The following is a 16,294-nucleotide window of genomic DNA, read 5'->3' on the forward strand; positions in this document are numbered from 1 at the left end:
GGGTGTGGGTGGGTAGGTCGAGCAGGCCCAGCAGGGGCAGCAGGTGGGCGGCGTCACGCCCGGCGGGTTCTTCGTGGAGATGGTCGTGGCCGACCGCGACGCTGGCGCGGACGGCCAGATCGGCGTACTCCAGCGCGTCCAAGCGGCGGGTGGCGTCGGCCAACTGTACTTCCAGGTCGGCCAGGGTCCATTCGGGGCGAGCGACCAAGCGAGCGCCGGCGATCCGCAGGGCGAGGGGGACGCCTCCGCACAAGTGGACGATCCGCTCGGCCGCCTGCGGTTCGGCGCGTACCCGCTCGGCTCCGGCCAGTCGCGACAGGAGCACGGTGGCGTCGGCGGCATTCAGGGTGCCCAGGTGGAGGTGGCGGGCGTCGTCCAGGACGGCCAGCGGATCCCGGCTCGTGATCAGGACCCGGCAGCCGAGGCCGGCGGGGATGAGCGGGCGGATCTGGCGTACGTCTCGGGCGTTGTCCAGGATGACGAGCAGGCCGCTCGTCGCGGTCAGGGAGCGGTAGCGGGCGGCGGCCTCCCCCTCGTCGGTGGGAACAGCGGCGCCGTCCAGGCCGAGAGAGCCCAGCAGGTGGCGCAGGGCTTGGGCCGGGGTCAGCGGGTCGACGCCGGGGGTGGCTCCGTGCAGGTTGAGGTAGATGACGCCATCGGTGAACCGGGCGGCCATCGCGTGCGCGACGTGGACGGTCAGGGCGGATTTGCCGATGCCGCCGGGCCCGTCGATCACCGTGATCCTGGATCCGTCGGCAGGGCCGAGTGCCGTGCGCAGGAAGTGGATCTCGGCGGCACGGGCGGTGAAGGCGCGGGTGCCGGCGGGCAGTTCGAACAACACGTTCGGCCGGCTGACCGTGACCTCTTGCGCCGGTGTGGTCAGGTCGAGGGCCGGGTCATCGGCCAGGATGGCCTGGTGCAGGCGGCGCAGATCGGTGCCGGGCTCGATGCCGAGTTCCGAGACCATGACCCGGCGGATGTCCTGGTAGACGGCGAGCGCTTCGGAGGTGCGGCCGGCGCGGCGCAGAGCGAGCATGAGTTGCGCGGCGGGGCGTTCGCGTAGTGGATGGTCACGCACGTGTCCGGCCAGGTCGGCGGCCACCGCGTGGTGGTCCCCGGCGGCGAGGCGGAGGTCGGCGTGGGCTTCCAGGACGGAAAGGTGTTCTTCTTCCAGGCGGGCGGCTTCGATGCGTGCCCAGGGGGTGGTCAGTTCGGCCAGGGGTTCTCCTCGCCACAGTTGCAGGGCCGCTCGGAACAGGGCGTCCGCGGTGGCCCCGGCCCCCTGCTCCTGACTGGTACGGGCGCGTTCGGCCAGTCGCAGAAACAGGTGGGCGTCGACGTTGCCCGGTTCCACATCGATCCGGTAGCCGCCGGGCACGGTCTGGATGATCTTTCCCGTGGCGTGGGGTCCGAGGGTCTCACGGAGTTTGGAGATCACGATGTGAAGTTGTTTGGCCGCGGTCTCCGCGGAGTCGTCTCCCCAGATGTCGGTGAGGATCCGCTCGGCGGTTACGGCCTGCTCCGCGCTCAGGGCGAGTCTGGCCAGCACACCGATTCGTCGATGCCCGACGAGCCGTACGGGTTCGCCGGCGGCCAGGACCCGCAATGGGCCGAGCAGCTTGATCTCCAGCGCCATCAGCAGATGCTCCCCTGGTTTGACGGAGTCGGCACAAGCCCGGTGGCAGGGCTCCTTCGTGGCGATGACGTATGGAACACGGCCGTCACGCGGCTTCTGACGCCTTGCTTCACAGATGCATGCATAGACGTGCAAAGTTGCAGATGCCTTGCAAGTGCCTGGGCAGACTACTGGTTGATCAGAAGAGAGCAGCCCGTGCCGCCAGTTTGACTGCGGGTCCCAGGGCCAAGTGCCCCGGCGTCGCTCTGTAGGGTCGGCGTCATGGTTGATGTGATCACGGTCCGCCCCGCGGAACCCGGCGACGGCGATGTTCTCGGGGAGATCCACGCCTTGTCCTGGGGTGTCTCGCACGGGCCGCTGTGCACGCCGAAGGTCGCCGCGGCCGGGGTGAAGGAGCGTCGTTCCAAGTGGCACGGCATTCTGGCCGAGGGCACGGACACGATCCTGCTGGCCCACCTGAACGAACGGCCGGGGGCCTTCGCGCGGTACGAGGACTCCACTTCCCGTCCCGGCTCCGCCGAGATCCATACCTTCTTCGCCCATCCCGGCGTCTGGGGCAGCGGCATCGCGACGGCCCTGCTGGAGGCCGTCCTGGAGCGGGTGCGGGAGGCCGGGTACGCCGACGTGCATCTGTGGACGCTCCGCGACTCCGCCCAGGCGCGCCGCTTCTACGCCAAGAACGGCTTCGCCGAGACCGGCAGGACCCACGACCACGACTTCGGCGAGGGTCCCCCGCTGTCCCTGGTCGAGTTGGAGCGGGCCGTGCCCGCCCGCTGAACCGCGGGAGGGTCACCCGCGCGGGGGCCTGGGCAGGGCCGCGATGATCCCGGCGAGCACGGGCAGCGCGGCGACCAGAGTGGCGATCGCCCACCATGGGGTATCGAACGACACCCGCGGCATCACCTCCCACTCGTGCGAAGTCGTCGTCGGCCACGCCAGAAGCGACCCGATGACACATCCCGCGACCGCCCCCGGCGCCGTACCGCACACCATGCTCAGTCCCGCGCGGCTCGCCGCGAACCTCCGCAGGGTCAGGGCCGAGCCGTTGCCTGCGCGCAGCAGCACCCGTCTCGACCGGCCCCTTGCGGCCGCCCGCCCACCCGCGACCAGCGCGCTGCCCAGCGCCACGACGATCAGCGCCGCCACCACGCCCAGCCAGCCGGTCGAGCCCCGGAAGCCTCGCTCGACGTAGGTGCTCGCTCCCTCGCCCATTCGCCGGTCGATGCGCTCCTGCTCGGACCCCGTCGTGCGATGGGCGGACGGGTCGACGATCAGTTCGTACGGTTCCGGGCGCAGGCCCAGGTCCCGTACGACCTGCGTCGGGATGAAGACCTCGTTGACGTACGGGTCGGAGGAGCTGACCACGACCGCGGGAATGGTCTTCTCCGACGGTTCGCCGGAGGAAAGGGCGTAGGTGAGCGTCACCGCGTCGACCTGTACGTCATGCGGCGTGACCACCACGGCTGTGCCCTCGTCGTACGGCGTGGCCGGATTGCCGGTGAGATAGCGCAGGAGCGCCTGGTCACCGATGAAGCCCGATGACGCGACGTCCCGCACGCCCTCGGCTCTCAGGCGGAGGTCTCCACGGCGGGAGGGGAGGTCTCTCTGGGCGACGGGCACCCCGGGAAGTTCCCGCTGGATGGTCGCCCGTACGTCGGTCGCGTCTTCGGCAAGGACATTCACGAGGAGAGCGCCCGAGCGAGCCGCGGGATCGTACCCGGCCCTGCTCTGCGCCGTCACGGCGACCGCGACGATGAGGACGGTCACGGCGACGGCCGTCGTCACCATCGTGATCGCGATCGGATGAGCCGTCCGGCCACTGTTACGGGCCAGGTCACGTGCGGCCAGCCGGATCGACGGCGGCAACCGGACGGTGTGCCGCCGCAGCAGGGCCAGCAGCCACGGAGTGGACGGCCCCGCCCCGGTGAGAAGCAGCGACCCGCCGACGACGGCCGCCAGGAGCAGCAGAAATGCTCCGGTGTCGTCGTAGTGCCGGTCTTCGCGCGTCGTCCAGGCGACGAAGACCATCGTCAGGAGGCCGACGGCCGCCAGAACCGCGCCCCAGAACAGCAGCCACGGTCTCAGCCGAGCCCGCCGCGCCGCCTCGGACGCCAGGACGACCGAGCCGCACACCAGGGCCACGGGAATGCAGAGGACGACGAAGAAGAGCGCTAAGGCCGCGATCACCTGCGAAGGGTACGCAGCCCGTGGGGGCCGGGCAAGCGACGATCTCCGTGGTGCTCAGCGCACCCGCGGGGTTGCGACGCTCGTTTATGGTGCCGTGCGTGGAGGACCTGTTCGGCGGCGCCGCGCCCTATTACGCCAGATACCGTCCCGGTTATGGCCGGGCTGCGATCGACCACCTGGCCGCAGCGCTCGGCGCGGACAGCCGGGTGCTGGACCTCGGTTGCGGTCCAGGGACGATCGCGATCCCGCTGGCGCGGCGGGTCAGGTCGGTGCTCGCTGTGGACCCGGCGAGGGAGATGCTCGACGAGGGCAGGCGGCTGGCCGACGGCGTTCCGAATCTCGTCTGGTTGCCGGGCGATTCGACGGTTCTGCGGGCCTTGCCGCCGTTCGAGCACGTGGTGATGGGCCGGTCGTTCCACTGGATGGACCGCAGGTCCGTACTGACCGAGCTGGGCGAGGTGCTGCCGCCCGGCGGCGCGGTCGCGCTCGTCGGCCCGGTGAAGCGGCAGGGCGAGCCGTGGCAGCCCGACTCGCAACCGTGGCAGCCGGTCGAGGTGCGGGTATGCGATGCGTTCGGCCTCGACATCCGCACCGCCGCCACCTCTTTCCACGCCACCGGCGAACATCACCACGATCTGCTGGCCGCCTCGCCCTTCAGCAGCCTGGAATCCCGCATCTTCAGCCGAAGGCTGACCTGGGACGTGGACGGGCTGGTGGGACTCCAGCTCTCCTACTCCTACAGTTCGCCCGCGAGGCTCGGCGAACGCCTGCCCGCCTTCGTCGAGGCGCTGCGACGGGCGCTGCTCACCGACAACCCGGCAGGGCGGTGGGAGCAGACACTGGTGACCGAGGTCCTGGTCGCCAGGCGGCCCGAGCCGGCAGGCCGACGCGACCGGAGGCAGCGCCCATCCTCTGCCTGAATCGGGCCTGAATCGCTCTGCTCTACGCTGCCGCCCCATGTTACGGACCAAACCTCTCTGGGCGGTCGCGGCCGGCCTCCTCGCCCTGCCGCTCCTGACGACGCCCGCCGCCGCCGCCCCGGAGCCGCTCCGCGTCATCTCGTGGAACATCTGCGGCGAGGCGGGCGGGGATCGTGGCGAGGCCGGCTACTGCCCGTACCGCAATGAACCCGGCAAGAAAGTACGGCAGATCGCCGGCCTCGTGGCCGAGCACCAGGCCAACGTGGTGCTGCTCCAGGAGGTCTGCGGCGTCGCCTCCGACAGTCATCTCGAGTTGTTGAAGGCGGCCCTCGGCTCTGACTGGTCCTTCGCCAGGGCCGACGGCGCGCGCCCCGACGGCCGTGTCGACTGCCGTGGCTCGCTGTCGGGCAACCTCGGCCTGGGCATCGCGGTCAAGTCGCAGATCACCGACACGAAGGTCACGCAGACGCTGCCGCCCGACCCCACGGGAAAGAGCAAGCAGACGTTGCCGACGTTGTGCGTACGCACGGCGAGCTGGGCGGACACCCGGATCTGCACCACCCACGTGCTCGCCGACCCGGCGGATCCGCGCCGCCCCCAGCAGGTGAAGAACATCAGGACGGCGGTGTCCGCGGGTGGCCTGGACGTCGTGCTCGGCGGCGACTTCAACCTGTTCCCCGGCTCGGCGGAGCTGAAGCCGCTGTCCGGCACGTACGAGGAGTGCGACGCCGGCGGCGCGAAGCGCAACGAGGTCACCCACCACGCCTGGACCAACGGCAAGCACGTCTACCGCAAGCGCGACCACATCTTCGCCGCGAAAGCCGGCACGAGCAGGCGCTTCACCGCCTGTGACGCCGACCAGTCGCTGATGGACACCACCGCGAACACGTCGGACAGCGGCCGTCCGAGCGGCTACTCCGACCATGCGCCGCTGATCGGTTACCTTCCAGCGAAATCCTGAGCCGGCGATGAGTGCGCAGCAGGGCCCATAGGGTGTGACGATGGCAGGAAACAGCCCAAAGCAGGCAAAGCCTGTGCTGTCCTGGATATATCCCGCCCTACTGGTGCTTGTGCTCGCCGACCTGTTCCTGATCGACGTCCTGCCGGGCGGCCTGAGCGTGCACAGCCTGGTCGGGCTGGTGCTCGTCTCGGCCGTCGCCCTGCACCTGTTCGACCAGCGCGCCTGGATCAGTCGTACGGTCCGCCGGGCGCTGTCACGGCGAGGGCTGCACAAGGCGGTGCGGCGCGTGGGTGTGCGGGACGGCTCCCTGCTGATCGCCGGCCTCGCGCTGGTCGTCACCGGACTGGTGCAGTGGAGCGGCGTACCGGCCGCCAAACCGTGGCACAGTACGGCGACCGTGGCCTTTCTGATCACCGCAGGTGTGCATCTCTGGGGCAACCGGCGCAGACTGGCCCACCGTATTCGTGAGACCGGCCGCCTTTTCCGGCCGGGCCGCTGACCCGGCTGCGGTCAGATCAGCTCGGCCCAGGGCGACGGCGGGTTCGCCGTGAAGAAGCGCAGCAGGCCCAGCAGGCGGCCGGCCGGAGGCGCGGTCCAGTGACGCTCCCCCGGCCTCGGTACGGGGTCGGCCAGGCGCCCGAGCGCCCAGGCGAGGTGGACCCACAACACGCGCGCCTCCCAGCAGCCGCCGGAACCGTTCTCCTCGCAATACCCGCCGAGCATGGCGGAGGCGGCGCTCAGCGGCATCTTGGCGAACTCCACCGCCGGGTCGGCCCACTGCGCGTCGCCCCAGTCCACGATGCCGGTCAGAGCGGCCCCCGACGCGAGAAGGTTCTGCGGGGCGATGTCGCCGTGCACCAGGACCATGGACGGCTCGGCCGGCACGTACGGGCCGAGCGCGTCGAACCGTCCGGTGAGCCAGCGGGCGGCCTCGGCGTCGATCCAGCCGTCGGCGAGGAGCCGGTCCACCAGCACCCGCGGATCCCCCGGAGGTTCGTCCCGCGGAACGGCGGACAGCCCGGCGTCCGGCGTCGGGGTGAGCCGGTGCAGCCCGGCCAGCTCGCGGCCCACCTGCCGGTGGACCTGCTCCGCCTGGTGGGCGGGCAGGTCGAGCCTGGCCAGATCGGCTCCCCGCACGCGGTCGAGCACCATGTACGGCACGTCCACCTCGGTGCAGGTGTCATCAAATGTCACGACAGCAGGAGTCCGTACGCCGAGCCGCCGGGCGGCGGGGATGACCGCAGCCTCTTTCACGAGGTCGGCGAGGAACCGCCCCGTGCGCGGGATCCGCAGCACCAGGGCGTCGCCGATCAGGTAGGCCCGGTTGGCGACACCGGACGGCGCCGGGCGCACCGACTCGGCGGTGTGCCCGTGCCGGGCGGCGATGGCGGCCAGCGTGTCCCGGCTCGGCTCGTACTCCTCCATGGGACAGCATGCTGGCAGAGCGCCGCACGCCCGGCCCCCGGGGGCGTCTCAGGCCGGCGCGAGAGCCTTGGAGCGGTCGGTGGCCATGAGTACGGCGAAACCCCCGAGCAGGCTGCCCATGATGTAACGCTGCACGCGCAGCCAGGCGGGGCGGCCGGCCAGGAACGCCGCCAGCGCCCCCGCCGAGATCGCGATCAGGCCGTTGACCGTGGTGGCGACCACGATCTGCACCGAGCCGAGCGCGAGGCTCTGCAGCAGTACGTGACCCGTCGACGGGTCGATGAACTGCGGGAGCAACGACAGGTACAGGATGGCGATCTTGGGGTTCAGCAGGCACGTCAGCAGCCCCATCCCGAACAGCCTGGCCGGCCGCTCCACCGGGAGGTCGCGCGGCTGGAAGGCCGACGTGCCGCCGGGCCTGACCGCGTTCCATGCCAGCCAGAGCAGGTAGGCGGCGCCGGCCAGCTTGAGCGCGGTGTACGCGGCCGGCACGTACGCGAAGACGGCCGTCAGTCCGAGGCAGGTCGCCGTCAGGTAGACGGTGAAGCCGAGCACGACCCCCGCGAGGGAGATCAGCCCGGCTCTGCGGCCCTGCGTGATCGACCGTGAGATCAAATAGACCATGTTGGGGCCTGGTGTGAGCACCATGCCCAGCGAAACCAGCGCAATACCAATCAATCCCACCGTCATGTCGGCAGGTTATCCCGCGATATCTGCCATATTTCTGCCGGGTACCCGTCATTTCCGGAGAAATCGCCTCACTCTACCACCCTGCGTGTTCATGAAACTACGGGGGATGACCTTTGCGAGGAGGTGGCATGCAGTTCGACGACGACAAACCTCTCGATCCGTCCCAGATCGAGGACGTACGGGCCCCGCGCCCGCGACGCGGCGGTGGCGGCAGGCCGGGCGGCTGCATGGTGCCCGTCGGCGGCCGGCGCGGCGGCTGCCTGACGCTGGCCCTGGCGGTGGCGGGGCTGCTGCTGTTCGGTGTCGTCCCCTCGCCGTTCGGCGGCGACGAGAGCGGGCGTCAGGGCGAAGGGCAGGCGCCGAGCGCCCCTCCGGCCCCTTCACCGGACGGCAACCTGGCCGAACGCTGCCGTACCGGCGCCGACGCCGACCAGTCCGAGGACTGCCGCATCGTCGGCACGGTCAACAGCATCCAGTCGTACTGGCGGGCGGAGTTCGGGCGGCAGGGGCAGGGGGCGTACCGGCCGGCCAGGACCGTGCTGTTCTCCAGGACGGTGAGCACCGGCTGCGGCGCGGCCGACTCCGCCGTCGGGCCCTTCTACTGCCCGCCCGACCACAAGGTCTACCTCGACCTGACCTTCTTCGACACCCTCCAGCGGGACTTCGGCGCCGAAGGCGGACCTTTCGCCCAGGCGTACGTCGTCGCCCACGAGTACGGCCACCACGTGCAGAACCTGCTCGGCACCATGGAACGCCTCGGCGGCGCGGGCCTGCCGGGCGCGGGCAGCGTCCGTACGCCTGGAACTGCAGGCCGACTGCTACGCGGGCGTCTGGGCACACAACGCGGTCAGAACCGGCTTCTACGACGAACCGTTCTCCAAGGCCGACATCCACCAGGCGCTCGACGCGGCCGCGGCGGTCGGCGACGACAGCATCCAGCGGCGCTCGCAGGGCCGGGTGAACCCCGACGCCTTCACGCACGGCACCTCGCGGCAGCGCGCGAAATGGTTCGGCAGAGGATATGCCGGCGGCGAACCCCAGCGGTGCGACACCTTCTCGGGCGCCATCTGAGACCGGAAAATCGATCACGACATCCCGCGAAACCCTTTTCCAGCAGGGCTGGGAAAACCCGTACGCGCGGGCCGAGCTGCGCCGACGCAACCCGGATAACGCAAGGAATCGGATTCTCTCCTAAAATCAGGGGGGTGATCTTCAAGCTTGTCGGCGACGGACGCCCTTATCCAGAACACGGTCTGACGCCCCGGGAGTGGGCGCAGATCCCGCCACGGCAGGTCCGGCTCGACTCGTTGATCACCACGAAGGCCATGCTGGACCTGCACTCACTTCTCGCCGCCGACTCCACGTTCTACGGTGACCTCTTCCCGCACGTGGTGCAGTGGCAGGGCGAGCTCTATCTCGAGGACGGCCTGCACCGCGCGCTGCGCGCCGCGCTCCACCAGCGGTCGATCCTGCACGCCCGGGTGCTCGAGATCCCCGACTGAGGGGCGCGGCCGACACGCGAAAGGGCCCCCGGGAAATCCGGAGGCCCTTGGGCGGACGGCGGTGGTGGTGGGATTTGAACCCACGGATGAGTTGCCCCATCACACGCTTTCGAGGCGTGCGCCCTCGGCCACTAGGCGACACCACCGCGAACGAGCTTACCGGATCCTGCGGGTAGCGAAGAACCGCTTTAGTACGGCCGAGCACTCGGCGGCCAGAACCCCCATGACGACCTCGGGCCGATGGTTGAGCCGGCGATCGCGTACGACGTCCCAGAGCGAGCCCACGGCGCCGCCCTTCTCGTCGACGGCGCCGTACACGATCCTGTCGACCCGCGCCAGCACCGCGGCGCCCGCGCACATCGTGCAGGGTTCCAGGGTCACCACGAGCGTGCAGCCGGTCAGCCGCCACTGCCCGCGGCGGGCGGCGGCCTGCCGGAGCGCGAGCACCTCGGCGTGGGCGGTCGGGTCGGCGGAGGACTCACGGTCGTTGCCCGCCGCGGCCAGCACCTCGCCGTGCCGGTCGAGCACGACGGCCCCCACGGGGATCTCTCCCCTGTCGCCCGCCGCGGCGGCTTCGGCCAGGGCGAGGCGCATGGCTTCCTCGTGCGTCACCGCAACCGGTCGAGCTCGTCGGAGAACGACAGCCGCTCGGCGATCACCGACAGGATGTCGGCGGGCAGCATGCCCTCTTCCATGCTCAGCTCCAGCAGCTCTTCCGAGCTCACTCCGAGGTCGCTGAGCAGCTCGAAGTCGCCGGCGGGGCGCACGCCGAGGCCGTTGCCCTCCTTCTCGGGAACCACCCCGGCGAACTCGGCGAACAATTCGCCCAGGCTGTTGGGGGCGACCGCGTGCACGTCGGAGAGGAAGACGCGCGGCTCGTCGTCGCCGTGGTAGCGGACGAGGGCGAACCATTCGTCCTCGACCTCGACGCAGAGCAGGGCCAGCTCGTCGCCCGTGAGCCCCAGCGTCTCCATCACGGTGTCGCCGAAGTCGTCGACGATCTCGGCGTCGTCCAGATCGACCTCGGCGCCGCTCCAACCATCGGAGGTCCTGACAAAAGCCGCAGAGAAGGTGTTGGACGCCATGTTCCGCGCTCCAGGGGGTCAGCCGAAGACCGATTCGATGGCACGCTCGAACGGCTCGGAGAAGCCGAGCCGGGCGGCGATGCTGGACAACACGTCTTCGGGCAGCAGGTCAATGTCGCCGGAGAGGATGCCCAGCTCCATCTCGTCCAACCCGAGATCAGCGAAGATCGACAGATCTCCGGCGGGAAGCACGGTCTCCTCGTCCTGGAGGATCTCGTCGAGCTCCTCCTCGTCGGGGACGGGCACGTCGAGGTAGTCGAGCACCTGCTCGGCCAGCGGGAAGTCCCACGAGGCCGCGATGTCGGAAAGGAACACGTCGACCCGCTCGCCGAGGACCCGCAGCGCCACGAAGAACTCGTCGCCGACCGCGACGAGACCGATCGTGCTGCTCTCGCTCGGCTGCTGCCTGAGGGCGTGGATCAGCCCCTTGAGATCGGACGTGAGCGTGCTCGGCAGCAGCCCCGCGTCCCAGCGATCGTCCTCGCGATAAACCACGATGGCGAAGTCGAGAGCGTCTTCGTCTGTCATCGCCATCTCCACCCGACCTCTGACACGACAGATATCACCAACACCTAATCGTTCCAGAGTCGGCCACCGGTCGTGTGCCTCTCCGACCAAATTGTGATCAAAACCGATGAGGTGAGCGGCCGTACGCAGCACGACCTGCGACCTCCGCCGTCACGAGATAGCGTGGTCCTCCATGGAAACCCTCGTCGTCGACCATCCGCTCGTGGCACACAAACTGACGGCGCTGCGTGATGTCCGCACCGACTCGCCGACGTTCCGCAGGCTCGCCGACGAGCTGGTGACACTGCTCGCGTACGAGGCCACCCGCGACGTGCGCGTCACCGACGTCACCGTCGAGACGCCCGTCGCCCCCGCCCACGGCGTCCGGCTGGCCAAGCCGCACCCGCTGGTCGTGCCCATCCTGCGCGCCGGGCTCGGCATGCTCGACGGCATGACGAGGCTGCTGCCCACGGCCGAGGTCGGGTTCCTCGGCATGATCCGCAACGAGTCGACGCTGCAGGCGGAGACCTACGCCACGCGCCTGCCCGACGACCTGTCCGGGCGGCAGTGCTTCGTGGTCGACCCCATGCTCGCCACGGGCGGCACCCTGGCGGCGGCCGTGCAGTTCCTGTTCGAGCGGGGGGCGGTCGACGTCACGGCCATCTGCCTGCTGGCCGCGCCCGAGGGCCTGGCCTACATGGACAAGGTGTTCGCCAACTCAGGCAAGCCGATCCGCGTGGTGACGGCCGCGCTCGACGAGCGGCTCAACGACAACGGCTACATCGTGCCGGGGCTCGGCGACGCGGGCGACCGGCTCTACGGCGTGGTCTGATCCCCCGAAGCGGCGCAATCTGAAGCCCTGGCGCGAAAAGTCCTTTTTCCGTCACGGGGAGTCGTCACTTCGTTACATACTGTGGTTGAGTGGGTACGAAGAGACAGGAAGGCAACTTCCGCATTGCGCGTGGGGGAGCACGATGAGCGACATGCCCGGTGCCGAGGTGTTCTCGTGAACGATCACACCAAGGCCGATCCGACTCCGTACGCGGAGGTGGAGGCGCTGCTGCGCGACGAGTTCGCCGGCATCCACTCCTCGACCACCGTAACGCGCTGCGTCGAAGCCGCGCACTACGGCGCGCTGGAGGTCACCGGCTACGCCCATCCCGGGCTCGTGGAGCGCATCGCGCGTAAGCACCTTCACGTGTTGGCCCTGGTGGCCAGCGAACGTGGTTAGCAAGATCAGAACATACCCACCAAGTTACCTTTACCCCGGCACCCGGGTGGGTAATGTAGACGGTGGGTGGAGTGGGTAAGTGGCACGGAGGCGACAGTGCAGGTCAAAAAAGTCCTCACATACGGTGGTATCGCATTTGTTGCGTACTACCTGTTCGCGCGACCAGCTGACGCCGCGGACGCGGTGAGAGGAGCGTTCGACACGGTGTTCAACGCGGCCGACTCGCTGGCTCAATTCGTGAACAGCCTCGCATGAGACTTGTGACCCACGGGGACTCCGCTCCGTCGTCGGTCAACCGCTACCTTCTCCCCCACGAACAACAGGTCCTCATGGTGCGGCGGCACCCTGCCATCCTGCTCCGTCCGGTCGCCGAGGTCTTCGGCGGCCTGATTGTCGCCGGACTGCTCAGCAGCTTCTTCGGCGGCGCCGGAGCGGGTGGCACGGCGCTGGTCGTCGTCTGGTGGCTGTGGCTCCTGCTGCTGATCCGCTTCGTGTGGAAAGTGGCGGAGTGGTCGGTCGATTACTTTGTGGTGACGTCCACGCGAATGTTGCTGACCACCGGGCTCATCACCCGCAAGGTCGCGATGATGCCGTTGGGCAAGGTCACCGACATGAGCTTCCAAAGATCTCTGCTTGGGCGCATGCTCGGTTACGGTGAGTTCATCCTCGAGTCGGCCGGTCAGGACCAGGCTCTGTCAACAGTCGAGTACATTCCGTATCCGGAGACCTTGTACCTCGAGGTCTGCCAGATGCTTTTCCCGGGCAAGGACGACGGCGACGATTAATCTCCCTGCGGGGAATTCTTCACGTGGGGATACCCGATTCGGCTACTTCATGCAATCATTGCGTGTTGTTGACCCTTCCCCGCCTTGAGAGATGAGATGCCGAGTCAGGGAACCATCGGTGACCGCGTCCGAGGACTGCGGCTGAACAGGCGGATGTCCCAGGCCCAGCTGGCCGGGCCCGACCTGTCTGACAGTTATGTCTCGCTCATCGAGTCGGGCAAGCGCACGCCGACTCCTGTCGTGGCCCGGCTGCTCGCCGAGCGACTCGGCTGCACGACCGAGTTCCTGCTGCACGGGATCGAGCCCCGTCAGCGGATCGACACCGAGCTGGGACTGCGCCACGCCGAGCTGGAGTTGCAGCACGGCGACCCGTCCACCGCCGCCGATCGTTTCACGGAGATCGTGAAGGCGGCCGACGAGGAGAACGCCATGCTGACCGCGCACGCCCGCTTCGGCAGGGCGCGCGCTCTTGAGGCGCAGGGCCGGCTCGGCCAGGCCGTCGAGGCGTTCGAGCGCCTGCGCAGGGAGGCCTCGGCCCATCCCGAACGGCTGGCCGACCTCCCGCTCGCCATCTCGCTGAGCCGCTGCTACCAGCGGGCCGGCGACCGGCTGCGCGCCCACGACCTGGCCGTCTCCGCGCTGCGGCAGGCCAGGCGGCTGTCCATCACGCAGGGTGAGGTCGCCATCGACCTGGCCACCGCGCTGGTGGAGGCGCGCAGCGAGCACGAGAGCCACTCCCCCGAGCTCGACTACGTGAAAGACGTGCTCGATCTGACCGGCGTCCCTCGGGTTGTGGACCGTTCCGGAGAGATCAGGTCGCTGTGGGAGGCCAGCTCGGCCGCCGCCGCGGGCGAGGACTCCGCGCTGGCCGTACGCCTCGCCGATGACGCGATCATGGCAGGGCGCGAGACCCGTCTGGCGCTGCAGCTCGCCCGGGCCGCCATGCACTGGTCGCGGCTGCCCACGGCCGACATCGCCGAGGCCGAGCGGCTCGTCACGGCCGCCTCCGAGGCGTTCGAGGTCTTCCCCGCCACCACCCGCGAGCACGGCGAGAGCCTCATCGTGCACGCGCGGGTGCGCTTGCGGGCCGGCGACGCGGCGCGGGCAGGAGAGCTCGCCACGACGGCCCTCGGGCTCTCCGACGACCGTCGCGGCACGACTCCCGCCGAGGCGCACCTCGTGCTGGCCACCGTCGCCCTTGAGCTCGACGGCGACGCCGCGGCCCACCTGCGCAGCGCGCAGGAGCTGCTGGCCGGGCTCGACCGGCCGGCGTTCGGCTCCGACCGGCCGGCCGCGCGCTGCTGGCGCGAGCTGGGCGACCTCTACGGCAGGACCGGGTCCGTGACCCAGCAGACGGCGGCCTACCGCAAGGCTCTCGAGTCGGCTGGGGTACGCTCCGCCATGGCGGGGGTGACGGTCGACACCAGTGTTTCCCGCTGAAACCTCCGGGGGCTCCAGATTTGGCTTTTCGAGTCTGGAATAATTAGGGTCTACCAGTCATTCACTCATAGGATGATTGGCTTTCCCGGAGGAGGCGGACTGTGAGTCTGCGTACGGCGCAGCGGGCTTCGCTCGTCGACCAGGTGATCGACCAGCTCAAGGAGCAGATCACCTCAGGGACGTGGCCGATGAACGGCAAGATCCCCACCGAGACGGTGCTCGCCGAGCAGCTCGGTGTGGGCCGCAACACCGTTCGGGAGGCCGTACGCGCGCTCACGCACGCCGGGCTGCTCGAATGCCGCCAGGGCGACGGCACGTACGTCCGGGCCACGAGCGAGTTGTCCGGCGCGATGTTGCGGCGGTTGCGCCAGGCCGAGCAGCTCGAGATCTTCGAGGTGCGCCGCGCGCTCGAGGTCGAGTCGGCGCGCCTGGCCGCCACCCGGCGGACCGACGAGGACATCCAGCACATCGAGGCGGCGCTGGCCGAGCGCGACCGGGCCTGGGAGCTGGACGACCCCGACCATTTCGTCGAGGCCGACCTGGCCTTCCACATGGCGGTCGCGCACGCGACCCACAACCTGGTGCTGATCGACCTCTACGAGGACTTCTCGGCGGCCCTGCGGGCCAGCATCACGGCCGCGGGCACGTCGCTGAACAAGAGCTACATCCCCCACGACGCGATCGCCAGGGCCATCGCCGCCGGCGACGCCTCGGCCGCCGAGCGGGCGGGGCACGCCTGCATGGAGCACATCCTCATCGCCCTCACCGAGTCATGACTGGCGCAGCGACATGACGAGGTAGCGGAAGACGGGCTCGGCGTCGCCGGGCACGTCCTGGATGAGGGCGGGCCTGGTGGGCGACTCCATGTTGATGCGCGCCAGCTCGCTCTCGATGCCGGTCAGCCCGTCGAGCAGAAACTGCGACTGGAAGGCGATCTGGATGTCGTCGCCGCGCAGCTCGCACTCGACCACCTCGGTGCCGCGGCCGATGTCGCCCCCGCCGGCCTGGATGAGGACCTGGCCCTGGCTGAACGACAACCGGATCGCGGTGTTGCGTTCGGCGACCAGGGCGACCCGCTTGATGGCGTTGACGAACGGCGCCACCGCCACGTCGGCCCTGATCGACCAGTCGTTGGTCAGCCGCGCGCGGTAGTCGATGAACTGCTCGTCGAGCAGGCGCACGGTCGTGCTGCGGCCGACGCTCTCGAACCCGGCGACCCCGTCGCCCATCGCGACCGACACCTCGCCGCCGCGCAGCGACTTGGCCACCTCGACCAGCACCTTGGCCGGCACCATGGCGGAGACGGCGACGTCGGCGGTGACGGGGCGCCAGGTGAAGTCGCGGGCGGCGATGCGGTAGCGGTCGGTCGCCGCCATCGCCACCGACTCGCCCTCGATGTCGACCCTGATGCCGGTGAGCATGGGCAGCGTGTCGTCACGACTGGCCGCGGGGGCGACCTGGCCCACGGCCGCGGCGAACACGCCGCCCCCGATCGCTCCGACGCTCGGCGGCATGGCCGGCATGGTCGGGAAGTCCTCGACCGGCATCGTGATCAGCCCGAACTCGGCGCTGCCGCACGTCAGGACCGCCTCTGCGCCTTCGGTGACGATCTCCACGTCGTCGGCGGGCAGGCTCCGGCTGATCTCGGCCAGCAGCCGGCCGGGGATCAGCACGCTGCCCGTCTCGGCCACGTCGGCGTCGATCGCGGCCCGCGCGGAGACGTCGTAGTCGAACGCGGACAGGGTGAGCTCGTCGCCCGCCTCCAGCAACAGCCCGGACAGGACGGGCACCACAGGGCGGCTGGGCAGGACTCGGGCAGCCCACGCCACCGCATCTGCCAAAACATCGCGGTTAACCCGGATCTTCACCTGTTACCACCTCTTCGTCGCCTGCCCCTATGAAAATAGTCGCTGCGACCGACAACT

18 protein-coding genes and 1 tRNA gene are annotated in these 16,294 nt (G+C 69.7%); 10 read left to right on the forward strand and 9 right to left on the reverse strand.

All coding sequences use genetic code 11. The features are described from left to right. A partial coding sequence (locus E1295_RS17450; protein ID WP_132631371.1) for an AfsR/SARP family transcriptional regulator occupies positions 1-1,636 on the reverse strand: 1,636 nt, incomplete at its 3' end. A gap of 261 nt (positions 1,637-1,897) precedes the next feature. Between E1295_RS17450 and E1295_RS17455 the strand changes: the two genes are divergently transcribed. Next, positions 1,898-2,413: a GNAT family N-acetyltransferase gene (locus E1295_RS17455; protein ID WP_220448765.1), complete on the forward strand. Its 516-nt coding sequence runs from the start codon at positions 1,898-1,900 to the stop codon at positions 2,411-2,413. A 12-nt stretch (positions 2,414-2,425) separates the two neighbouring features. Here the strand turns inward: E1295_RS17455 and E1295_RS17460 are convergent, their stop codons facing one another. Continuing rightward, positions 2,426-3,823 carry an ABC transporter permease family protein gene (locus tag E1295_RS17460; protein ID WP_166427270.1) on the reverse strand — a complete coding sequence of 466 codons (1,398 nt, stop codon included), beginning with the start codon at positions 3,821-3,823 and terminating at the stop codon, positions 2,426-2,428. 98 nt (positions 3,824-3,921) lie between these two features. Between E1295_RS17460 and E1295_RS17465 the strand changes: the two genes are divergently transcribed. The 3 genes from E1295_RS17465 to E1295_RS17475 all read left to right on the forward strand — a co-directional run bounded on the left by E1295_RS17465 (position 3,922) and on the right by E1295_RS17475 (position 6,203). Further along, entirely contained in the window at positions 3,922-4,743 is an 822-nt protein-coding gene (locus E1295_RS17465) for a class I SAM-dependent methyltransferase (protein WP_166427271.1), read from the forward strand. Between the two features lie 37 nt (positions 4,744-4,780). After that, a complete protein-coding gene (locus E1295_RS17470; protein WP_132631374.1) occupies positions 4,781-5,704 on the forward strand; it encodes an endonuclease/exonuclease/phosphatase family protein in 924 nt (307 codons plus the stop codon). 73 nt (positions 5,705-5,777) lie between these two features. After that, positions 5,778-6,203: a DUF4405 domain-containing protein gene (locus tag E1295_RS17475; protein WP_166427272.1), complete on the forward strand. Its 426-nt coding sequence runs from the start codon at positions 5,778-5,780 to the stop codon at positions 6,201-6,203. 11 nt (positions 6,204-6,214) lie between these two features. Here E1295_RS17475 and E1295_RS17480 read toward each other — a convergent pair whose 3' ends face one another. Next, entirely contained in the window at positions 6,215-7,129 is a 915-nt protein-coding gene (locus E1295_RS17480) for a phosphotransferase family protein (protein WP_132631376.1), read from the reverse strand. A gap of 48 nt (positions 7,130-7,177) precedes the next feature. After that, positions 7,178-7,819 carry a LysE family translocator gene (locus tag E1295_RS17485; RefSeq protein ID WP_132631377.1) on the reverse strand — a complete coding sequence of 214 codons (642 nt, stop codon included), beginning with the start codon at positions 7,817-7,819 and terminating at the stop codon, positions 7,178-7,180. 128 nt (positions 7,820-7,947) lie between these two features. On the opposite strand from E1295_RS17485, the gene E1295_RS52460 reads away from it, so the two are divergent. Further along, entirely contained in the window at positions 7,948-9,321 is a 1,374-nt protein-coding gene (locus tag E1295_RS52460) for a neutral zinc metallopeptidase (protein WP_425465349.1), read from the forward strand. 59 nt (positions 9,322-9,380) lie between these two features. Here the strand turns inward: E1295_RS52460 and E1295_RS17500 are convergent. The 4 genes from E1295_RS17500 to E1295_RS17515 form a co-directional block, all read right to left on the reverse strand. Then, positions 9,381-9,467 (reverse strand) — tRNA-Ser (locus E1295_RS17500). Positions 9,468-9,477: 10 nt separating this feature from the next. Then, entirely contained in the window at positions 9,478-9,933 is a 456-nt protein-coding gene (gene tadA, locus E1295_RS17505) for a tRNA adenosine(34) deaminase TadA (RefSeq protein ID WP_220448766.1), read from the reverse strand. Further along, positions 9,930-10,406, reverse strand: a complete 477-nt coding sequence (locus tag E1295_RS17510; RefSeq protein WP_132631378.1) for a tRNA adenosine deaminase-associated protein — start codon at positions 10,404-10,406, stop codon at positions 9,930-9,932. The genes tadA and E1295_RS17510 overlap by 4 nt, the downstream gene beginning before the upstream one ends. Before the next feature lie 18 nt (positions 10,407-10,424). Continuing rightward, positions 10,425-10,940: a tRNA adenosine deaminase-associated protein gene (locus E1295_RS17515; RefSeq protein ID WP_425465227.1), complete on the reverse strand. Its 516-nt coding sequence runs from the start codon at positions 10,938-10,940 to the stop codon at positions 10,425-10,427. 166 nt (positions 10,941-11,106) lie between these two features. Here E1295_RS17515 and upp point away from each other — a divergent pair, with 166 nt between their 5' ends. The 5 genes from upp to E1295_RS17540 all read left to right on the forward strand — a co-directional run bounded on the left by upp (position 11,107) and on the right by E1295_RS17540 (position 15,145). After that, positions 11,107-11,745, forward strand: a complete 639-nt coding sequence (upp, locus tag E1295_RS17520) for a uracil phosphoribosyltransferase (protein ID WP_132631379.1) — start codon at positions 11,107-11,109, stop codon at positions 11,743-11,745. Positions 11,746-11,919: 174 nt separating this feature from the next. Beyond that, the gene (locus E1295_RS17525; protein ID WP_132597103.1) at positions 11,920-12,144 is read left to right on the forward strand and encodes a hypothetical protein; all 225 of its coding nucleotides are present in this window, start codon (positions 11,920-11,922) and stop codon (positions 12,142-12,144) included. Between the two features lie 251 nt (positions 12,145-12,395). Further along, positions 12,396-12,929 (forward strand): PH domain-containing protein, encoded by a 534-nt coding sequence (locus E1295_RS17530; RefSeq protein ID WP_132631380.1) that lies wholly within the window; start codon positions 12,396-12,398, stop codon positions 12,927-12,929. 96 nt (positions 12,930-13,025) lie between these two features. After that, on the forward strand, positions 13,026-14,369 hold the full coding sequence (locus E1295_RS17535) for a helix-turn-helix domain-containing protein (RefSeq protein ID WP_132631381.1): 1,344 nt from the start codon (positions 13,026-13,028) through the stop codon (positions 14,367-14,369). 101 nt (positions 14,370-14,470) lie between these two features. Continuing rightward, positions 14,471-15,145 carry a FadR/GntR family transcriptional regulator gene (locus E1295_RS17540; RefSeq protein WP_132631382.1) on the forward strand — a complete coding sequence of 225 codons (675 nt, stop codon included), beginning with the start codon at positions 14,471-14,473 and terminating at the stop codon, positions 15,143-15,145. Here the strand turns inward: E1295_RS17540 and dnaN are convergent. Beyond that, entirely contained in the window at positions 15,140-16,237 is a 1,098-nt protein-coding gene (dnaN, locus tag E1295_RS17545; RefSeq protein WP_132631383.1) for a DNA polymerase III subunit beta, read from the reverse strand. The genes E1295_RS17540 and dnaN overlap by 6 nt on opposite strands. Positions 16,238-16,294: the final 57 nt, after the last annotated feature.

This window comes from Nonomuraea mesophila (assembly GCF_004352805.1).
In the GTDB taxonomy this organism is placed as follows: Bacteria; Actinomycetota; Actinomycetes; order Streptosporangiales; family Streptosporangiaceae; genus Nonomuraea; species Nonomuraea longispora.

Bases quoted from the DNA above. Each gene is read 5' to 3' on its own strand.
- E1295_RS17480 (WP_132631376.1), bottom strand. From the start codon at position 7,129: ATGGAGGAGTACGAGCCGAGCCGGGACACGCTGGCCGCCATCGCCGCC.
- E1295_RS52460 (WP_425465349.1), top strand. From the start codon at position 7,948: ATGCAGTTCGACGACGACAAACCTCTCGATCCGTCCCAGATCGAGGAC.
- E1295_RS17530 (WP_132631380.1), top strand. From the start codon at position 12,396: ATGAGACTTGTGACCCACGGGGACTCCGCTCCGTCGTCGGTCAACCGC.
- E1295_RS17470 (WP_132631374.1), top strand. From the start codon at position 4,781: ATGTTACGGACCAAACCTCTCTGGGCGGTCGCGGCCGGCCTCCTCGCC.
- E1295_RS17455 (WP_220448765.1), top strand. From the start codon at position 1,898: ATGGTTGATGTGATCACGGTCCGCCCCGCGGAACCCGGCGACGGCGAT.
- E1295_RS17485 (WP_132631377.1), bottom strand. From the start codon at position 7,819: ATGACGGTGGGATTGATTGGTATTGCGCTGGTTTCGCTGGGCATGGTG.
- E1295_RS17515 (WP_425465227.1), bottom strand. From the start codon at position 10,940: ATGGCGATGACAGACGAAGACGCTCTCGACTTCGCCATCGTGGTTTAT.
- E1295_RS17510 (WP_132631378.1), bottom strand. From the start codon at position 10,406: ATGGCGTCCAACACCTTCTCTGCGGCTTTTGTCAGGACCTCCGATGGT.
- E1295_RS17535 (WP_132631381.1), top strand. From the start codon at position 13,026: ATGCCGAGTCAGGGAACCATCGGTGACCGCGTCCGAGGACTGCGGCTG.
- upp (WP_132631379.1), top strand. From the start codon at position 11,107: ATGGAAACCCTCGTCGTCGACCATCCGCTCGTGGCACACAAACTGACG.